We start from the raw sequence: 16,943 nt of genomic DNA on the forward strand, positions 1-16,943 counted from the left end.
CGCCTGTGGACGGTTCACGCTTTGTCTGCCGCCTGCGCCTTGGCGGCCGGCAAGGTGAAGCCGGACACCGAACGCCGCAGCTGACTGGCCATTTTCGCCAGGTTGCCGATGCTCTCGGCGGTCGCGGTAGAGCCGGACGAGGTCTGCGAGGTGATCTGTTGAATCACGTTCATCGTCAGGGAAATCTGCCCGGCCGAAGAGGTCTGTTGCTGCGCCGCATTGGAAATACTCTGGATCAACGCGGCGAGGGTCTTCGATACCCCTTCGATTTCTTCCAGGGCCACACCAGCATCCTGCGCCAGACGCGCACCGCGCACCACTTCGGTGGTGGTCTGCTCCATCGAAATCACCGCTTCGTTGGTGTCCGTCTGGATCGCCCGAACCAGCGTTTCGATTTGCCGGGTTGCGGCGGACGAGCGCTCGGCCAGGCGCTGGACTTCATCGGCCACCACCGCAAAACCGCGCCCGGCATCACCGGCCATCGATGCCTGGATGGCCGCGTTGAGCGCGAGGATGTTGGTCTGGTCGGCAATGTCATCGATCAGGCTGACGATATCGCCGATTTCCTGCGAGGACTCACCCAGACGCTTGATGCGCTTGGCGGTGTCCTGAATCTGCTCGCGAATGTTATCCATGCCGTGGATGGTGTTGTGCACCACCTCGTTGCCCTTGTTGGCAATTTCCACCGAACGCTCGGCCACCGCCGACGATTCGGCGGCGTTGGCCGACACCTGATCGATAGACTGGGCCATGTCGTTAATGGCCGTGGAGGCCTCGGAAATCTGTTGCGCCTGATGCTCCGAGGCCTGCGCCAGGTGCATGGCGGTGGCCTGGGTTTCCTGCACGGCGGCAGCCACCTGGCCGGCAGTGAGGTTGATAGTCGCCACCAAGTCGCGCAATTGGTCCACGGAATAGTTGATCGAGTCGGCGATTGTCCCGGTGAAGTCTTCGGTTACCGAAGCCGTGACGGTCAAGTCGCCGTCGGCCAGGTCTTCGATTTCGTCCAGTAGCCGCATGATCGCGTTCTGGTTGCGTTCGTTCTTCTCGGCGGTTTCCTGAAGCTGGCGGTTGGTTTCGCGAACCATCACCAGGCCGATCAGGATGATCGACATGAGCGCCAACAGACCCAGCACGTAACCGCCAATGGTGTCGATTTTGCGTCCGCCGGCAAGGTTTTCGAAACCGATGGCGAGGTGCGAGGCTTCATCGAGCAGGGTTTGCGACAGCGTGAAAATGTTGGTGGCTGACTCGCGGACCTTGAACAGTTCGGGCGAGGTTTCGAGGATTTCATCCACCGAGCCGGAAACGAATTCGAACAGTTCGGAAATCTCGCTCAACCGGGCGCGAGCATCGTGGTCCTCGACCTGGCTGATCCTCAGCGCCACGTTGCCCTGAAGCATGCCGTTGAGTACCTGGCCGAAACGCGCGGCGTCGCGACCGAAGGCATCGGCAGCCTGCTGCGAGTTTTCGTCGCCGGACAGCACGGTGTTCACCGCCCCCAAAATACGCTCTGCCAGCAGCGATTGACGCTGGGCCACCGCAACCTGCGCAGCCGGCGCACCCCGTTGCAGGAGGATTTCGACGACTTTCTCGTACTCTACCTGCAACTGCGGCACGGTTTCGGCCAGGGTCGCGGCGACCTGATGCAGCGACAGCACGGTCTGCTCGCTGGAGAGGATCGCGTCGGTGTTTTTCAGCAAGCGCTCCCAATCGAGCTGCACGGCGCGCATTTCCGGGCGCACGGTGGACGGCGCTGGCGGCAGGCCAGTGGCCGGGTCGCCCTTCTTCAGATAACCCCAACGCAGCGCAAAGTCATTGCGCGCATCGCTGAGCAACTTGAACGCAGCCGCTTTGCCGGCGGCGGCTTCGGTGGCATTTTTGGCGATGCGCTGGGACAGCACGCGCAGCTCGCCCGCGTGGCCGATGTACTGTTTGTCGTACGTAGCCTGGGTGTTGAGGTAAGCGAAGTTGGCGAACAGCAGCATGATGAACACGATCAGCGCGATAAACAGCACGATGATCTGCGAGCGGCTGCGCGATCCTTCTGGCTTGCCTGTTTTTGCTTTTATCATCGGTCCTCGCCCGTTAACCAACACCTGTGAACCTAGCCGAGAACCCTGTGGGAGCTGGCTTGCCTGCGATGGCATCACCTCTGTCCAAAGTGAAACCGCGCCGTCTGCATCGCGGGCAAGCCCGGCTCCCACAGGGTCTGGGTTTACAACGCTACATGCATAAAGCTTTGCGACTGCGCCAACGCAAACGGGCTGAACACTTGCCAGGTCTGCTCACGCTGAAACCGGCCTTTGACGAACGCCGACATTGGCCCACTCCAATGATCTGCCGGTTCCAGGCTGTCCTGGGCAAAGTGCTGCAAGCCGAAGACTTCATCGACCAGCAAACCGGCAAACACCTCATCATGTTCCACCACCAACACCCGCCGCTGCTTGCGCGCCGCCGAGACTTCGTGGCCAAAAAAACCGCCCAAGTCCATGATCGGCAGCAATCGTCCACGCAGGTTGGCCACCCCTTTGACCCAGGGTTTGACACCCGGCAACTGGGTAAAACGCGGTTCATGCAGGACTTCGCTGACTTCGCCCATCGGTGCCACGTACCAATTTTCGCCCAGGCGAAAACCAATGCCGCTCCAGCTGTCCTGCCGGGTTGGCTGCGACGGCAGATCCGCCGCCAGCAGACGACAACGCTGGTCGATCTGCAGCAGCAGTTCAAAAGCCGTCAGCGACTCCGTCATGGCCAGACGATCAACCGGCCAACACGTTGTTCAGGGTTTTGATCAGGGTGTCTTCATCAACCGGCTTGGTCAGGTAATCCTTGGCGCCCTGGCGCGTGCCCCAGACCTTGTCGGTTTCCTGATCCTTGGTGGTGATGATGATCACCGGGATGTGCCCGGTTTCCGGGTCTTTGGTCAGCTGGCGGGTCGCCTGGAAACCGTTGAGACCGGGCATGACGATGTCCATCAGCACCGCGTCGGGTTTTTCCTGACGGGCCAGAGCCACGCCGTCGGCACCGTTTTCGGCTTTCAACACTTCGTGACCGTGCTTTTCCAGCATGCCGGTCAGTTTGTACATTTCGGTCGGCGAATCATCGACGATCAGAATACGTGCCATGGTCTTCCCCATTCTTGTTGACGCCGGGCCCGCTGGCCGAGCGTCACTGTGCGTGTCCTACTGCGGCAAAACGACGGCGAAGCCCGGAACATGGGCCTGGATCGCGTTCAGCAGCTCTTCCTTGCTGAAAGGCTTGGTCAAAAACTGGTCGGAGCCGACGATGCGCCCCTTGGCCTTGTCGAACAGCCCGTCCTTGGACGACAGCATAATCACTGGCGTGGACTTGAACGCATTGTTGTTCTTGATCAAAGCGCAGGTCTGATAGCCATCCAGACGCGGCATCATGATGTCGACAAAGATGATGCCGGGGTGGTTATCGGCGATCTTGGCCAGCGCATCGAAACCGTCGATGGCCGTAATGACTTCACAACCCACATTCTTCAACAGCGTTTCGGCGGTGCGACGAATCGTCTTCGAATCGTCGATCACCATGACCTTCAAGGCGCTGGAATGCTGATCCATAAATGCTCTACCGTCGCCTTTGCGAATCAAATTGTCCGTTTTTCGGTTACCGGCGGCTCGAAACCCTTGATGTTCAAGGGCCGGCCCGACATGGCAGCCTTTTTAGCACAGTCTCCAAATGCAATCTATCGGCCGGTCTTTGCGGTGGTTTTTCCTTGACCGGGAACACACTCAGCGCCACTCTGACGCCACTTTTTCATGTCCTTTCGGACCTTCCATTTTCGAGGAAAAACCCATGAGCGTTCGCGTCGGGATTGTCATGGATCCTATTGCCAATATTTCCTATAAAAAGGATAGCTCGCTGGCCATGCTGCTGGCGGCGCAGAAGCGCGGCTGGGAACTGTTCTATATGGAACAGCGCGATTTGTACCAGGGCGAAGGTGAAGCACGGGCACGGATGCGCCCGCTGAAGGTGTTTGCCAACCCGGAAAAATGGTTTGAACTGGGCGACGAGAGCGACGCGATGCTGAGCGATCTGGACGTGATCCTGATGCGCAAGGATCCGCCGTTCGACATGGAATTCGTTTACTCCACCTACCTGCTGGAGCAAGCCGAACGCGCCGGCGTGCTGGTGGTCAACAAGCCGCAAAGTCTGCGTGACTGCAACGAAAAACTGTTCGCAACGCTGTTCCCTCAGTGCACGCCGCCAACCGTGGTCAGCCGTCGCGCCGATGTACTGCGTGAATTCGCCGCCAAGCACGGCGACGTCATCCTCAAGCCACTGGACGGCATGGGCGGCACCTCGATCTTCCGTCACCGTGCTGGCGACCCGAACCTGTCGGTGATTCTGGAAACCCTGACCGCGCTGGGCACCCAGCAGATCATGGGCCAGGCGTACCTGCCGGCGATCAAGGACGGCGACAAGCGCATCCTGATGATCGACGGCGAGCCGGTGGATTACTGCCTGGCGCGCATCCCCGCCGCCGGTGAAACCCGTGGCAACCTGGCTGCCGGCGGACGCGGCGAAGCCCGTCCATTGACCGACAAGGATCGCTGGATTGCCGCTCAAGTCGGACCGACCCTGCGTGAAAAAGGCCTGTTGTTTGTAGGCCTGGACGTGATCGGAGAACACCTGACCGAAATTAACGTCACCAGCCCGACTTGCATTCGTGAAATCGACAATGCCTTTGGCACCGACATTGGCGGTCTGCTGATGGATGCCATTGAGAAAAAGCTGCAAGCTGCTAGCCGCAAGCCGCAAGCTTGACGCGCGTGCACATTGGCTTGTCGCTTGAAGCTGACTCTCTACAGCTTGTCGTTTGAAACTTGTAGCTTGAAGCTAAAAACCAACATTGCGTTATCATGCCGGGCCCGTAAAAACGTGATGTTGGTTTTTTGCCATGACTCTTCCGTCCGATCTGCCCGCTGAACTCGCCCATCGAGGCGTGCGCCCGGCTGATCGTCTCGGTTTTACCCTGTTCCTTGCGGCGTTGATTCACCTGGCCTTGCTGTTGGGCGTCGGCTTTACAATGGTCGAACCCAAGCAGATCAGCAAAACCCTGGAAATCACCCTCGCCACCTTCAAAAGCGAAAAGAAGCCCGAAAAAGCCGATTTCCTTGCCCAGGAAAATCAGCAGGGCAGCGGCACCCTGGATAAAAAGGCCATTCCCAAGACCACCGAAGTCGCACCGTTCCAGGACAACAAGGTGCAAAAAGTCACGCCGCCGCCTGCCGCCAAGCCTGAAGTGCAGGAAGCCGCGCCCAAGGCTGCCGTGACCACTGTCGCACCCAAACCGAAAAAAGCAGCAGCCAAGAACGAAGAGGTCAAACCTCAAGCCAAACCCGCGGTGGCTGCACCGACTTTCGACAGTTCCCAGCTGTCCAGCGACATCGCCAGCCTCGAAGCAGAACTGGCCAACGAACAACAGCTGTACGCCAAGCGCCCGCGCATCCACCGGTTGAGCGCGGCCTCGACCATGCGCGACAAAGGCGCTTGGTATAAGGACGAATGGCGCAAGAAGGTCGAACGCATTGGCAACCTCAATTACCCCGACGAAGCCCGACGCCAACAGATTTACGGCAATTTGCGGTTAATGGTGTCGATCAACAGCGATGGCTCGCTGTATGAAGTGCTGGTGCTGGAGTCGTCCGGGCAACCGCTGCTTGATCAGGCGGCGCAGCGCATCGTCAGGCTCGCGGCACCGTTTGCGCCGTTTACCGGCGATCTTTCGGACATCGACCGCCTGGAAATCATCCGCACGTGGAAGTTTGCGCGCGGGGACAGACTCTCCAGCAACTGACACCCCACAAATCCCCTGTGGGAGCGGGCTTGCCCGCGAAGAGGCCGGCACATTCAGCATAAATATCGACGGACCTGACGCCTTCGCGGGCAAGCCCGCTCCCACAATGATCGCTGTCGCCTGGGAAAATCGGGGCATTTCCCGTGCATCCCCGGCTTGTCAGTTCGCCCCTCCAACGCCACACTATCGCTCATGAAGAACGTCAGCCCCAGCTACCTAAAGCATCACTTCCTGATCGCCATGCCTCACATGGCCGACCCGAACTTTGCGCACACCTTGACCTACATCGTCGAGCACACCGCCAATGGTGCCATGGGACTGGTGATCAACCGCCCGCAAGACCTGAATCTGGCTGAAATCCTTGAGCAGTTGCGCCCGGACATCGAACCGCCAGCGCTGTGCCGGCATGTGCCGATTTTCATCGGTGGGCCGGTACAGACGGATCGCGGTTTTGTCCTGCACCCTAAAGGGCAGAGCTATCAGGCGACCGTTGATCTGGAAGGCGAGCTGTCCCTGTCCACGTCTCAAGACGTGCTGTTCGCCATCGCCGACGGCGTGGGTCCGGCGAAAAGCCTGATCGCCCTGGGTTACGCGGGCTGGGAAGCCGGGCAGCTGGATGCCGAACTGGCCCAGAACGCCTGGCTGACCTGCCCGTACGACGCCGAGATCCTGTTCAACACCAGCAGCGAACTGCGCCTGGAAGCAGCGGCCAAGCACCTCGGTATCAATCTCAGCCTGCTCACCAGTCAGGCGGGGCACGCCTGATGGCTCTGCGCCTGATTTTGGGTTTTGACTACGGCACCAAACAGATCGGCGTCGCGGTCGGCCAGGTGATTACCGGCCAGGCCCGCGAACTGTGCACCTTGAAAGCCCAGAACGGTGTTCCCGACTGGAATCAGGTCGAAGCCTTGATCAAAGAGTGGAAGCCTGACGCAGTAGTGGTCGGCCTGCCCTTGAACATGGACGGCACGCCCAGCGACATGTGCTTGCGCGCGGAAAAGTTCGCCCGACGCCTGAATGGCCGCTACAACCTGCCCTTCTATACCCACGATGAACGCCTGACCACGTTTGAAGCCAAAGGCGAGCGACGTGATCGGGGCGGGCAAAAAGGCAGTTACCGCGACAACCCGGTGGACGCCATTGCCGCCGCCCTGCTGCTGCAAGGTTGGCTCGACGAAAACACCGCACTGTTTGAGTCCTGAAGTAACGAATCCTCAAGAGCCGCTGCCAGCGACTCTTTATAGCGACAACCCGAGCCCCCTCAAGCAGCATCGGCTCGGGCCCAAGAAGGAGCAACCATGAGCCTGCCCAATCCCGCCGAACTGATCAGCCAGATGGCGATCCGGCTTGACGCCCACCTGGCCAAACGAGGCATCAGCGAACCGCGCTACATCGGTATTCGTACCGGCGGTATCTGGGTCGCCCAGGCCTTGCTCGATGAACTGGGCAGCAACTCGCCGCTCGGCACCCTGGACGTTTCCTTCTACCGCGACGACTTCAGCCAGAGCGGCTTGCACCCGCAGGTTCGCCCGTCTGCGCTACCGTTCGAAATCGAAGGCCAGCACCTGGTGCTGATCGACGATGTGCTCATGAGCGGTCGGACCATCCGCGCGGCCATGAATGAACTCTTCGACTACGGCCGCCCGGCCAGCATAACGCTGGTCTGCCTGCTGGATCTGGACGCCGGCGAGTTGCCGATCCGCCCGAACGTGGTGGGCGCGACGCTGTCGCTGGCTGCCCACGAGCGGGTGAAGCTGTCCGGTCCCGAGCTCAAGCTTGAACTGCAAGACCTCGCCCTTTAATCCGCCCTATTGAGAGTCCCCCTCGCGATGACGCCTCTAGATACCAAGCGCCCGCTGCAGCTCAATGATCAGGGCCAGCTGCGCCACTTCCTCTCTCTCGACGGCTTGCGCCGCGAACTGCTGACGGAAATCCTCGACACTGCCGACTCGTTCCTCGAAGTCGGCGCCCGGGCGGTGAAAAAAGTCCCGTTGCTGCGCGGCAAGACTGTGTGCAATGTGTTCTTCGAAAACTCCACCCGCACCCGCACCACCTTCGAACTGGCGGCCCAGCGGCTGTCGGCGGACGTGATCACCCTGAACGTGTCGACCTCGTCCGCCAGCAAGGGCGAAACCCTGCTCGACACCCTGCGCAACCTGGAGGCCATGGCCGCCGACATGTTTGTCGTGCGCCACGGTGATTCCGGCGCCGCGCACTTCATCGCCGAGCATGTGTGCCCGCAGGTGGCAATCATTAATGGCGGCGACGGCCGTCACGCACACCCGACGCAGGGCATGCTCGACATGCTCACCATCCGTCGCCACAAGGGCGGTTTCGAAAACCTCTCGGTGGCGATCGTCGGCGACATTCTGCATTCGCGGGTAGCGCGCTCGAACATGCTGGCGCTGAAGACCCTCGGCTGCCCGGACATTCGCGTTATCGCGCCGAAAACCCTGCTGCCTATCGGCATCGAGCAATACGGCGTGAAGGTTTACACCGACATGACCGAAGGCCTCAAAGACGTCGATGTGGTAATCATGCTGCGCCTGCAACGTGAACGCATGGCCGGCGGCCTGTTGCCGAGCGAGGGCGAGTTTTACCGCCTGTTCGGCCTGACCACTGCACGCCTGGCCGGGGCCAAGCCGGATTGCATCGTCATGCACCCGGGGCCGATCAACCGCGGGGTGGAGATTGAATCGGCAGTGGCCGACGGTCCGCATTCGGTGATCCTCAACCAGGTCACCTACGGTATTGCGATTCGTATGGCCGTGCTGTCCATGGCCATGAGCGGGCAGACTGCGCAACGTCAATTCGAGCAGGAGAACGCCCAGTGAAGCTCAGCATTCTCGGCGCACGCGTGATAGATCCAGCCACCGGTCTGGACAAAGTGACTGACATCCACATTGAAGCCTGCAAGATCGTTGCCCTGGGCGCCGCGCCGGCCGGTTTTGTCGCCGTCGACACCCTCGACGCCCAAGGCCTGGTGGCCGCCCCTGGCCTGGTTGACCTGAACGTCGCCCTGCGCGAGCCGGGCTACAGCCGCAAAGGCTCGATCATCAGCGAAACCCGCGCGGCGGCAGCTGGTGGCGTGACCAGCCTGTGCTGCCCACCGAAAACCAAACCGGTGCTAGACACCTCGGCCGTGGCCGAACTGATCCTCGACCGCGCTCGCGAAGCCGGCAACACCAAAGTCTTCCCGATTGGCGCTCTGAGCAAAGGCTTGGACGGCGAACAGCTTGCAGAGCTCGTTGCCTTACGCGATGCCGGCTGCGTGGCCTTCGGCAACGGTCTGGAGAGCTTTCGCAACACCCGTACCCTGTGCCGGGCGCTGGAATACGCGGCGACGTTCGATCTGACGGTGATTTTCAATTCGCAAGATCACGACCTGGCCGAAGGTGGCTTGGCCCATGAAGGCCCGACCGCCAGTTTCCTTGGTTTGCCGGGCATTCCGGAAACCGCTGAAACCGTGGCCTTGGCCCGGGATCTGTTGCTGGTCGAGCAGAGCGGCGTGCGTGCGCACTTCAGCCAACTCACCAGCGCTCGCGGCGTGGCCCTGATTGCACAGGCCCAGGCCCGTGGGCTGCCGGTGACCGCCGATGTCGCGCTGTATCAGCTGATACTGACCGATGAAGCCTTGACCGACTTCAGCAGCCTCTATCACGTCCAGCCGCCACTGCGCACCCGCGCCGACCGCGACGGCCTGCGTGAAGCGGTGAAATCGGGCGTGATCTCAGCCATCTCCAGCCATCACCAACCGCACGAGCGCGATGCCAAACTGGCACCGTTCGGCGCCACTGAGCCCGGCATCAGCAGCGTTGAATTGCTGCTGCCGCTAGCGATGACGCTGGTGGAAGATGGCTTGCTGGATCTACCGACATTGCTGGCACGTTTGAGTGCAGGGCCTGCCGAGGCGCTGCGTTTGCCGGCCGGTAAGCTGGCGGTGGGTGGGCCGGCGGATATCGTGTTGTTCGACACGACCGCGTCGACGGTGGCGGGTGAGAACTGGCTGTCCAAGGGTGAGAACTGCCCGTTTATTGGCCATACCCTGCCGGGTGTGGTGCGTTACACCCTGGTGGATGGGCGGATAAGCCACCAGGCGTAATAACGAGTTGCCTGCATTCGCGAGCCGGCTCGCTCCCACACTGGATCTGTGTCGTACACAAATCCCCTGTGGGAGCGAGCCGGCTCCGGGCGGCGTTCCGACGAAGGCTTACTGGAAAGCACCTCGATTCTGAGCGTTACGCAGCGAAACTTGGTCATTGAGCGTCCAGAAGTCATACAACACCCCGACAAAGAACAACCCGCCCGTCACCAGGTACAGTAACCCGCTGATCCACTTCCCCTGATACATCCGATGTACGCCGAACACCCCGAGAAATGTCAGCAGAATCCACGCCACGTTGTATTCGATCGGCCCAGCGTTGAACCGAAGGTCAGCTTCACGGTCCATAGCCGGGATCAGAAACAGGTCGATCAGCCAGCCAATGCCCAGCAAACCAAAGGTGAAGAACCAGATCGTCCCGGTCACCGGTTTGCCGTAATAGAAGCGGTGAGCGCCGGTAAAACCGAAAATCCACAGCAGATAACCAATCACTTTGCTGTGCGTATCGTGATGCGTGGCGGACTGTTGATAGCTGTTCATAAAGGACCTCGACTCACACGATAGATAAATATTCTTTAAATCTTTGTGACTTTTTTACAGGCTGCCGACGTATGGCGAATGCTAGGGTAGCGCCTGTCAAACCCTTATAGCACCTGACTTCTGTCCGACAATTGCGGCAATCTGCCGCTTGTTTGGTTCAATTGGCCACCATGTTGAATCGACCAACGGCCTCGGAAGGGCAAAAAAAGCTGTTATAAAGTTGCGCGTTCACCTATTTAGAGCCCTGCTTAATGCGTCCATTTTTCAAGACATGGCTAACCATTTGCCTTTTGATGCCACTGGCCGCCCACGCCACCAATCGTGAGCAACGTCTTCCAAACGTTAATGGTTACACCCCAAAATCTCATGTTTCTGCTCCTCCCAGCAAAAACAAACACACTGCAAAACGTTCGACCGAGCTGAGCGATGACGGTGAACTTGTGCCGCCAATGGCGAGCAAGGCAAGCAGCAACGTGTTGAGCCGCGCCGTAAACGTCCTCGGTACTCCGTATCGTTGGGGCGGCAGCAGCCCAAGTAAAGGGTTCGACTGCAGTGGTCTGGTGAAATATGCGTTCAACGACGCCACGTTTGACCTGCCGCGCACCTCCAATGCCATGGCCAGCGGGCATGGTGAGAAAATCGATCGCGACAACCTGAAGCCGGGCGACCTGATTTTCTTCAACATCAAGAGCCGTCGGGTCAATCACGTTGCCATCTACCTGGGCAACGACCGCTTCATCCACGCGCCACGCCGCGGCAAGTCGGTGAGCATCGATACGCTGAAAAAACCGTATTGGGAAAAACACTACGTGGTTGCCAAGCGGGTTCTGCCAAAAGAGCCGAATCAGATGCGCGTCGTTCAGCGCTGATTTAAGTACCTGAGATTTGTTTTGATTTTGCTGACCCTTTCGCGGGCAAGCCTCGCTCCTACAGGATTTGTGCGATCCCTGTAGGCGCTAGGCTTGCCCGCGAAGGCGTTTCTGGATCCGTCAAAAATTATCCGGCGACCGCGCTTTCTCCCGCGCATGCTCGCGACTGATCAAGCCCTTGGTCACCAACTCCTTCAAGCACATATCCAGCGTCTGCATCCCCAGGTTCCCACCGGTCTGAATCGACGAGTACATCTGCGCGACCTTGTCTTCGCGGATCAGGTTACGAATCGCCGATGTCCCGAGCATGATCTCGTGCGCCGCAATCCGCCCACCGCCGATCTTCTTCACCAGCGTCTGCGACACCACCGCCAGTAACGACTCGGCCAGCATTGAACGCACCATCGACTTCTCATCCCCCGGAAACACATCCACCACTCGGTCGATGGTTTTCGCCGCTGACGTGGTGTGCAGCGTGCCGAACACCAGATGCCCGGTCTCGGCGGCGGTCAACGCCAGGCGAATGGTCTCCAGGTCACGCATCTCCCCCACCAGAATCACGTCCGGGTCTTCGCGCAGTGCTGAGCGCAAGGCGGTCGCAAAGCTGCGCGTATCGCGATGGACTTCGCGCTGGTTGATCAGGCATTTGCGCGACTCGTGGACGAACTCGATCGGGTCTTCGATGGTAAGGATGTGGTGATGGCGATGGTTGTTCAGGTAATCGATCATCGCCGCCAGGGTGGTGGACTTGCCGGAGCCGGTCGGCCCTGTCACCAGCACCAGCCCGCGGGGCGCGTCGGTCATCTTGCGAAACACTTCGCCCATGCCGAGGTCGTCCATGCTCAGGACCTTCGATGGAATGGTCCGGAACACGGCGCCAGCGCCACGATTCTGGTTAAAGGCGTTAACCCGGAAACGCGCCACACCGGGCACTTCAAAGGAGAAATCGGTTTCCAGGTGTTTCTCGAAGTCCGCCCGCTGGGTGTCGTTCATGATGTCGTAGATCAGCGCTTGCACCTGTTTGTGGTCCAAGGCCGGTACGTTGATGCGTCGCACATCGCCGTCGACGCGGATCATCGGCGGCACGCCAGCGGACAAGTGTAAGTCGGACGCGCCCTGTTTAGCGCTGAAAGCCAGCAGCTCAGTGATATCCATAGCGCCCCTCAATTCCAGTAGAATGCCGCGAACCTTCAGACCGCTGGCGCACATTGAATGTCCACGATAGCAGACAACATTGCTCAGGTTAGTTCACGCATCCGCGCCGCCGCCCTGGCCGCCCAGCGCGATGAGCACAGCGTTCAACTGCTGGCCGTGAGCAAGACCAAACCCGCCGAAGCCGTGCGTGAAGCGTACGCCGCCGGCGTTCGGGACTTTGGCGAGAACTACTTGCAGGAAGCCTTGGGCAAACAGCTCGAACTGGCCGACCTGCCCTTGATCTGGCACTTCATCGGCCCCATTCAATCGAACAAGACTCGCGCTATCGCCGAGCACTTCGCCTGGGTGCATTCCGTGGATCGTTTGAAAATCGCACAACGCCTGTCCGAACAACGGCCTGCCGATTTGCCGCCACTGAACATCTGCATCCAGGTCAACGTCAGCGGTGAAGCCAGCAAATCCGGCTGCACCCCGGCCGACCTGCCGGCCCTGGCAAAGGCCATCAGCGAATTGCCGCGCCTCACATTGCGCGGGCTGATGGCAATTCCCGAGCCGACGGATGATCGCGCCGAACAGGATGCTGCTTTTGCTGCCGTGCAAAGCCTGCAAGCAAGCCTGAACCTGCCGCTCGACACACTTTCCATGGGCATGAGCCACGACCTTGAGTCGGCCATCGCCCAAGGCGCTACGTGGGTCCGTATCGGTACGGCCCTGTTCGGCGCCCGCGACTACAGCCAGCCTTGACCACTTTCTTTTTTAAGGACCTGACATGAGCAAAACTCGTATTGCCTTTATCGGTGCCGGCAACATGGCCGCCAGCCTGATCGGCGGCCTGCGCGCCAAAGGTCTGGACGCCTCGCAAATCCGCGCCAGCGATCCGGGTGTTGAAACCCGCACCAAAGTGGCTGCCGAACATGGCATCGAAGTCTTCGCCGAAAACGCCGACGCCATTCAAGGTGCCGACGTCGTCGTATTGGCGGTTAAACCCCAGGCGATGAAAGCCGTGTGCGAAGCGATTCGCCCGAGCCTGAGGCCGCATCAACTGGTGGTCTCGATTGCCGCTGGCATCACCTGCGCCAGCATGAACAACTGGCTCGGTGCACAGCCGATCGTGCGCTGCATGCCCAACACCCCGGCGCTGCTGCGTCAGGGCGTAAGCGGTTTGTATGCCACCGCCGAAGTGAACGCCGAGCAGCGCCAACAGGCGCAAGAGCTGCTGTCCGCCGTCGGCATTGCGCTGTGGCTGAACGAAGAGCAGCAACTGGATGCGGTCACCGCGGTGTCCGGCTCGGGCCCGGCGTACTTCTTCCTGCTGATCGAAGCCATGACCGCCGCCGGCGTGAAACTCGGTCTGCCGGCGGACATCGCCGCGCAACTGACCCTTCAAACTGCCTTGGGCGCCGCGCACATGGCGGTCGCCAGCGATGTCGATGCCGCCGAACTGCGTCGTCGTGTAACGTCGCCTGCTGGCACCACGGAAGCTGCGATCAAGTCGTTCCAGGCCGGCGGCTTCGAAGCCCTGGTCGAAACAGCACTCGGCGCCGCCGCGCATCGCTCGGCCGAGATGGCTGAGCAACTCGGTCGCTAATCAGCTCTTACAAAGGAATCAAAGATGCTCGGACTCAATGACGCTGCCGTTTTCATCATTAAAACCCTTGGCAGCCTGTACCTGCTGATCGTACTGATGCGCTTCATCCTGCAACTGGTTCGGGCGAATTTCTACAACCCGCTCTGCCAGTTCATCGTCAAAGCCACGCAGCCGCTGCTCAAGCCGCTACGCCGGGTCATCCCGAGCATGTTCGGGCTGGACATGTCGTCGCTGGTGCTGGCGCTGATCGTGCAGATGGTGCTGATCGCGGTCATCCTGGCGCTCAAAGGCTTCATGGTCGACTTCGTGTTACTGGTGCCTTGGGCACTGATCGCGCTGTTCTCGCTGTTTTTGAACATTCTGTTCTACGCGATGATCATCAGCGTGATTCTGTCCTGGGTCGCTCCGGGAAGCCACAATCCGGGTGCCGAGCTGGTCGCGCAGATTACTGAACCGGTACTCGCGCCGTTTCGCCGGATCATCCCGAACCTGGGCGGTCTCGACATTTCGCCGATCTTTGCTTTCATCGTGATCCAGCTGCTGCAAAGCTGGCTGATCCCGCGCCTTGCGTACTTCGCCGGCATGCCGCAAGGGCTGCTCGGCTTGATCTGATGAGCTACTTTCGGTGGGACGGTGACGACCTGATTCTGGAGTGTCACCTGCAACCGGCGGCCCGCAGTGATGATTTCTGCGGGCTGCACGGGGATCGGCTGAAGATCCGCCTGACCGCGCCGCCGGTTGAAGGCAAGGCCAATGCGTATCTGATGGCGTTTCTGGCCAAGGCCTTTGGGGTGTCCAAGAGTCAGGTCAGCTTGATCAGCGGCGAGTTGAACCGGCAGAAACGGGTGCGGATTTGTTCGCCCAAGAAGCTGCCGGAGTTGCCTGATCTGGTGCGTCCAGCAGGTTGACCGCGTCATCGTTCTTCGCGAGCAGGCTCGCTCCCACAATGGAATGCGTTCCCCTGTGGGAGCGAGCCTGCTCGCGAATGGCGCACCTCGGGCTGACTGAATGAAATCAGGCCTGCCCTTTGCTTGCCGCTAACCCCACCGGTCTTTAGACTTACGCCTCATTTCAACGAGAGCAGGGTCGATGCCAACTGCCTTTCCCCCCGATTCTGTTGGTCTGGTGACGCCGCAAGTGGCACACTTCAGCGAACCCCTGGCCCTGGCCTGCGGGCGCTCGCTTCCAGCGTATGACTTGATCTACGAAACCTACGGCACGCTGAACGCCACGGCGAGCAACGCCGTGCTGATTTGCCACGCACTGTCCGGTCACCATCACGCTGCCGGTTTTCACAGCCCTGACGACCGTAAGCCCGGTTGGTGGGACAGCTGCATCGGTCCCGGCAAGCCGATCGACACAAACAAATTCTTCGTGGTCAGCCTGAACAACCTCGGCGGTTGCAACGGTTCTACTGGCCCGAGCAGCATCAACCCGGACACTGGCAAGCCGTTTGGCGCCGATTTCCCGGTGCTGACCGTGGAAGACTGGGTGCACAGCCAGGCGCGCCTGGCCGACCGCATCGGCATCAACCAATGGGCCGCCGTGATTGGCGGCAGCCTCGGCGGCATGCAGGCGATGCAATGGAGCATCACTTACCCGGAGCGCATTCGGCACTGCCTGGCCATTGCCTCGGCCCCCAAACTGTCGGCGCAGAACATCGCCTTCAACGAAGTGGCACGCCAGGCCATCCTCACCGACCCCGAGTTCCACGGCGGCTCGTTCCAGGAAGCGGGCGTGATCCCCAAGCGCGGGCTGATGCTGGCGCGGATGGTCGGGCACATCACCTACCTGTCCGACGACTCCATGGGCGAGAAGTTCGGCCGGGGCCTGAAGAGCGAAAAGCTCAACTACGACTTCCACAGCGTCGAGTTCCAGGTCGAAAGCTACCTGCGTTATCAGGGCGAAGAGTTCTCCGGGCGGTTCGACGCCAACACTTATTTGCTGATGACCAAAGCGCTGGACTACTTCGACCCGGCAGCGAACTTCGACGATGACCTGGCGAAAACCTTCGCCAATGCACAAGCCAAGTTCTGCGTGATGTCTTTCACCACCGACTGGCGCTTCTCCCCTGCCCGTTCGCGGGAATTGGTGGACGCGTTGATGGCCGCCAAGAAAGACGTCTGCTACCTCGAGATCGATGCTCCGCAAGGCCACGACGCCTTCCTGATTCCGATCCCGCGTTACTTGCAGGCATTCAGCAATTACATGAACCGCATTACGTTGTGAGAAAGCCATGAGAGCTGATCTGGAAATCATCCAGGAATGGATCCCCGCCGGCAGCCGTGTGCTCGACCTCGGCTGCGGTGATGGCGAGCTGCTGACCTGGCTGCGCGATAACAAGCAAGTGACCGGTTATGGCCTGGAAAACGACCCGGACAACATTGCCGAGTGCGTCGCCAAAGGTATCAACGTCATCGAGCAGGACCTGGACAAGGGCCTGGGCAACTTTGCCAGCAATAGCTTCGACGTCGTGGTCATGACCCAGGCACTGCAAGCGGTGCACTACCCGGACAAGATCCTCGATGAAATGCTGCGGGTCGGTCGCCAGTGCATCATCACCTTCCCCAACTTCGGTCACTGGCGCTGCCGCTGGTACCTGGCGAGCAAGGGCCGGATGCCGGTTTCCGAGTTCCTGCCGTACACCTGGTACAACACGCCGAACATCCACTTCTGCACTTTTGCGGACTTTGAAGCCTTGTGCCGCGAACGTGAGGCCAGGGTCATTGATCGGCTGGCCGTGGATCAACAGCATCGGCACGGGTGGGCCAGCAAGCTATGGCCTAATCTGTTAGGTGAAATCGGTATTTACCGCGTCAGCAGCCCCGGGCTGCAAGACCACAAGATCGCTGTCTGAACCAC

General features: G+C 60.1%; 21 protein-coding genes. 15 read left to right on the plus strand and 6 right to left on the minus strand.

Annotated features, from left to right (window positions below):
- Window positions 1-14: 14 nt before the first annotated feature.
- The 4 genes from AC3ISI_RS27225 to pilG all read right to left on the minus strand — a co-directional run bounded on the left by AC3ISI_RS27225 (window position 15) and on the right by pilG (window position 3,587).
- A complete protein-coding gene (locus AC3ISI_RS27225; RefSeq protein ID WP_489334586.1) occupies window positions 15-2,072 on the minus strand; it encodes a methyl-accepting chemotaxis protein in 2,058 nt (685 codons plus the stop codon).
- A gap of 143 nt (window positions 2,073-2,215) precedes the next feature.
- A complete protein-coding gene (locus AC3ISI_RS27230; RefSeq protein ID WP_489334587.1) occupies window positions 2,216-2,749 on the minus strand; it encodes a chemotaxis protein CheW in 534 nt (177 codons plus the stop codon).
- 10 nt (window positions 2,750-2,759) lie between these two features.
- Window positions 2,760-3,125 (minus strand): twitching motility response regulator PilH, encoded by a 366-nt coding sequence (gene pilH, locus AC3ISI_RS27235; RefSeq protein WP_007897961.1) that lies wholly within the window; start codon window positions 3,123-3,125, stop codon window positions 2,760-2,762.
- Window positions 3,126-3,182: 57 nt separating this feature from the next.
- Window positions 3,183-3,587 carry a twitching motility response regulator PilG gene (gene pilG / locus AC3ISI_RS27240; RefSeq protein WP_489334588.1) on the minus strand — a complete coding sequence of 135 codons (405 nt, stop codon included), beginning with the start codon at window positions 3,585-3,587 and terminating at the stop codon, window positions 3,183-3,185.
- On the opposite strand from pilG, the gene AC3ISI_RS27245 reads away from it, so the two are divergent.
- From AC3ISI_RS27245 to AC3ISI_RS27280, 8 genes are all read left to right on the plus strand, one after another.
- Complete coding sequence (locus AC3ISI_RS27245) at window positions 3,576-3,746, plus strand: hypothetical protein (protein WP_489334589.1); 171 nt, start codon at window positions 3,576-3,578, stop codon at window positions 3,744-3,746. The two genes, pilG and AC3ISI_RS27245, sit on opposite strands and share 12 nt — an antisense overlap.
- Before the next feature lie 76 nt (window positions 3,747-3,822).
- On the plus strand, window positions 3,823-4,794 hold the full coding sequence (gene gshB, locus AC3ISI_RS27250; protein ID WP_489334590.1) for a glutathione synthase: 972 nt from the start codon (window positions 3,823-3,825) through the stop codon (window positions 4,792-4,794).
- A 133-nt stretch (window positions 4,795-4,927) separates the two neighbouring features.
- The gene (locus AC3ISI_RS27255; protein ID WP_489334591.1) at window positions 4,928-5,827 is read left to right on the plus strand and encodes a TonB family protein; all 900 of its coding nucleotides are present in this window, start codon (window positions 4,928-4,930) and stop codon (window positions 5,825-5,827) included.
- 192 nt (window positions 5,828-6,019) lie between these two features.
- Window positions 6,020-6,592, plus strand: a complete 573-nt coding sequence (locus AC3ISI_RS27260) for a YqgE/AlgH family protein (RefSeq protein ID WP_489334592.1) — start codon at window positions 6,020-6,022, stop codon at window positions 6,590-6,592.
- Window positions 6,592-7,029 carry a Holliday junction resolvase RuvX gene (gene ruvX, locus AC3ISI_RS27265; protein WP_003195067.1) on the plus strand — a complete coding sequence of 146 codons (438 nt, stop codon included), beginning with the start codon at window positions 6,592-6,594 and terminating at the stop codon, window positions 7,027-7,029. Before AC3ISI_RS27260 ends, ruvX begins: the two co-directional genes overlap by 1 nt.
- 96 nt (window positions 7,030-7,125) lie before the next feature.
- Window positions 7,126-7,629 (plus strand): bifunctional pyr operon transcriptional regulator/uracil phosphoribosyltransferase PyrR, encoded by a 504-nt coding sequence (gene pyrR, locus AC3ISI_RS27270; protein ID WP_489334593.1) that lies wholly within the window; start codon window positions 7,126-7,128, stop codon window positions 7,627-7,629.
- A gap of 27 nt (window positions 7,630-7,656) precedes the next feature.
- On the plus strand, window positions 7,657-8,661 hold the full coding sequence (locus tag AC3ISI_RS27275; protein WP_046029744.1) for an aspartate carbamoyltransferase catalytic subunit: 1,005 nt from the start codon (window positions 7,657-7,659) through the stop codon (window positions 8,659-8,661).
- Entirely contained in the window at window positions 8,658-9,929 is a 1,272-nt protein-coding gene (locus tag AC3ISI_RS27280) for a dihydroorotase (RefSeq protein WP_489334594.1), read from the plus strand. Before AC3ISI_RS27275 ends, AC3ISI_RS27280 begins: the two co-directional genes overlap by 4 nt.
- A gap of 108 nt (window positions 9,930-10,037) precedes the next feature.
- On the opposite strand, the gene AC3ISI_RS27285 is transcribed toward AC3ISI_RS27280, so the two are convergent.
- On the minus strand, window positions 10,038-10,469 hold the full coding sequence (locus tag AC3ISI_RS27285; protein WP_489334595.1) for an NINE protein: 432 nt from the start codon (window positions 10,467-10,469) through the stop codon (window positions 10,038-10,040).
- Window positions 10,470-10,720: 251 nt separating this feature from the next.
- Between AC3ISI_RS27285 and AC3ISI_RS27290 the strand changes: the two genes are divergently transcribed.
- Window positions 10,721-11,338 carry a C40 family peptidase gene (locus AC3ISI_RS27290; RefSeq protein WP_489334596.1) on the plus strand — a complete coding sequence of 206 codons (618 nt, stop codon included), beginning with the start codon at window positions 10,721-10,723 and terminating at the stop codon, window positions 11,336-11,338.
- Window positions 11,339-11,458: 120 nt separating this feature from the next.
- On the opposite strand, the gene AC3ISI_RS27295 is transcribed toward AC3ISI_RS27290, so the two are convergent.
- The gene (locus AC3ISI_RS27295; protein ID WP_489334597.1) at window positions 11,459-12,493 is read right to left on the minus strand and encodes a type IV pilus twitching motility protein PilT; all 1,035 of its coding nucleotides are present in this window, start codon (window positions 12,491-12,493) and stop codon (window positions 11,459-11,461) included.
- A gap of 57 nt (window positions 12,494-12,550) precedes the next feature.
- Between AC3ISI_RS27295 and AC3ISI_RS27300 the strand changes: the two genes are divergently transcribed.
- The 6 genes from AC3ISI_RS27300 to metW all read left to right on the plus strand — a co-directional run bounded on the left by AC3ISI_RS27300 (window position 12,551) and on the right by metW (window position 16,938).
- The gene (locus AC3ISI_RS27300) at window positions 12,551-13,237 is read left to right on the plus strand and encodes a YggS family pyridoxal phosphate-dependent enzyme (protein WP_489334598.1); all 687 of its coding nucleotides are present in this window, start codon (window positions 12,551-12,553) and stop codon (window positions 13,235-13,237) included.
- A 25-nt stretch (window positions 13,238-13,262) separates the two neighbouring features.
- A complete protein-coding gene (gene proC / locus AC3ISI_RS27305; protein ID WP_489334599.1) occupies window positions 13,263-14,081 on the plus strand; it encodes a pyrroline-5-carboxylate reductase in 819 nt (272 codons plus the stop codon).
- 24 nt (window positions 14,082-14,105) lie between these two features.
- On the plus strand, window positions 14,106-14,693 hold the full coding sequence (locus tag AC3ISI_RS27310; RefSeq protein ID WP_489334600.1) for a YggT family protein: 588 nt from the start codon (window positions 14,106-14,108) through the stop codon (window positions 14,691-14,693).
- On the plus strand, window positions 14,693-14,989 hold the full coding sequence (locus tag AC3ISI_RS27315) for a DUF167 domain-containing protein (RefSeq protein ID WP_149659730.1): 297 nt from the start codon (window positions 14,693-14,695) through the stop codon (window positions 14,987-14,989). The genes AC3ISI_RS27310 and AC3ISI_RS27315 overlap by 1 nt, the downstream gene beginning before the upstream one ends.
- A 181-nt stretch (window positions 14,990-15,170) precedes the next feature.
- The gene (metX, locus tag AC3ISI_RS27320) at window positions 15,171-16,310 is read left to right on the plus strand and encodes a homoserine O-succinyltransferase MetX (protein WP_489334601.1); all 1,140 of its coding nucleotides are present in this window, start codon (window positions 15,171-15,173) and stop codon (window positions 16,308-16,310) included.
- A 7-nt stretch (window positions 16,311-16,317) separates the two neighbouring features.
- Window positions 16,318-16,938 carry a methionine biosynthesis protein MetW gene (metW, locus tag AC3ISI_RS27325; protein ID WP_489334602.1) on the plus strand — a complete coding sequence of 207 codons (621 nt, stop codon included), beginning with the start codon at window positions 16,318-16,320 and terminating at the stop codon, window positions 16,936-16,938.
- Window positions 16,939-16,943: the final 5 nt, after the last annotated feature.

This window comes from Pseudomonas sp. GL_139_B, assembly GCF_057834475.1.

What these genes read in the sequence shown, in the direction of transcription:
- pilG (WP_489334588.1), bottom strand. Translation starts at nt 3,587, where the DNA reads ATGGATCAGCATTCCAGCGCCTTGAAGGTCATGGTGATCGACGATTCG.
- AC3ISI_RS27230 (WP_489334587.1), bottom strand. Translation starts at nt 2,749, where the DNA reads ATGACGGAGTCGCTGACGGCTTTTGAACTGCTGCTGCAGATCGACCAG.
- metX (WP_489334601.1), top strand. Translation starts at nt 15,171, where the DNA reads ATGCCAACTGCCTTTCCCCCCGATTCTGTTGGTCTGGTGACGCCGCAA.
- AC3ISI_RS27255 (WP_489334591.1), top strand. Translation starts at nt 4,928, where the DNA reads ATGACTCTTCCGTCCGATCTGCCCGCTGAACTCGCCCATCGAGGCGTG.
- AC3ISI_RS27290 (WP_489334596.1), top strand. Translation starts at nt 10,721, where the DNA reads ATGCGTCCATTTTTCAAGACATGGCTAACCATTTGCCTTTTGATGCCA.
- pyrR (WP_489334593.1), top strand. Translation starts at nt 7,126, where the DNA reads ATGAGCCTGCCCAATCCCGCCGAACTGATCAGCCAGATGGCGATCCGG.
- pilH (WP_007897961.1), bottom strand. Translation starts at nt 3,125, where the DNA reads ATGGCACGTATTCTGATCGTCGATGATTCGCCGACCGAAATGTACAAA.
- AC3ISI_RS27285 (WP_489334595.1), bottom strand. Translation starts at nt 10,469, where the DNA reads ATGAACAGCTATCAACAGTCCGCCACGCATCACGATACGCACAGCAAA.
- AC3ISI_RS27225 (WP_489334586.1), bottom strand. Translation starts at nt 2,072, where the DNA reads ATGATAAAAGCAAAAACAGGCAAGCCAGAAGGATCGCGCAGCCGCTCG.
- AC3ISI_RS27295 (WP_489334597.1), bottom strand. Translation starts at nt 12,493, where the DNA reads ATGGATATCACTGAGCTGCTGGCTTTCAGCGCTAAACAGGGCGCGTCC.
- AC3ISI_RS27315 (WP_149659730.1), top strand. Translation starts at nt 14,693, where the DNA reads ATGAGCTACTTTCGGTGGGACGGTGACGACCTGATTCTGGAGTGTCAC.
- metW (WP_489334602.1), top strand. Translation starts at nt 16,318, where the DNA reads ATGAGAGCTGATCTGGAAATCATCCAGGAATGGATCCCCGCCGGCAGC.
- proC (WP_489334599.1), top strand. Translation starts at nt 13,263, where the DNA reads ATGAGCAAAACTCGTATTGCCTTTATCGGTGCCGGCAACATGGCCGCC.
- AC3ISI_RS27275 (WP_046029744.1), top strand. Translation starts at nt 7,657, where the DNA reads ATGACGCCTCTAGATACCAAGCGCCCGCTGCAGCTCAATGATCAGGGC.
- ruvX (WP_003195067.1), top strand. Translation starts at nt 6,592, where the DNA reads ATGGCTCTGCGCCTGATTTTGGGTTTTGACTACGGCACCAAACAGATC.
- AC3ISI_RS27245 (WP_489334589.1), top strand. Translation starts at nt 3,576, where the DNA reads ATGCTGATCCATAAATGCTCTACCGTCGCCTTTGCGAATCAAATTGTC.
- AC3ISI_RS27300 (WP_489334598.1), top strand. Translation starts at nt 12,551, where the DNA reads ATGTCCACGATAGCAGACAACATTGCTCAGGTTAGTTCACGCATCCGC.
- gshB (WP_489334590.1), top strand. Translation starts at nt 3,823, where the DNA reads ATGAGCGTTCGCGTCGGGATTGTCATGGATCCTATTGCCAATATTTCC.
- AC3ISI_RS27310 (WP_489334600.1), top strand. Translation starts at nt 14,106, where the DNA reads ATGCTCGGACTCAATGACGCTGCCGTTTTCATCATTAAAACCCTTGGC.
- AC3ISI_RS27260 (WP_489334592.1), top strand. Translation starts at nt 6,020, where the DNA reads ATGAAGAACGTCAGCCCCAGCTACCTAAAGCATCACTTCCTGATCGCC.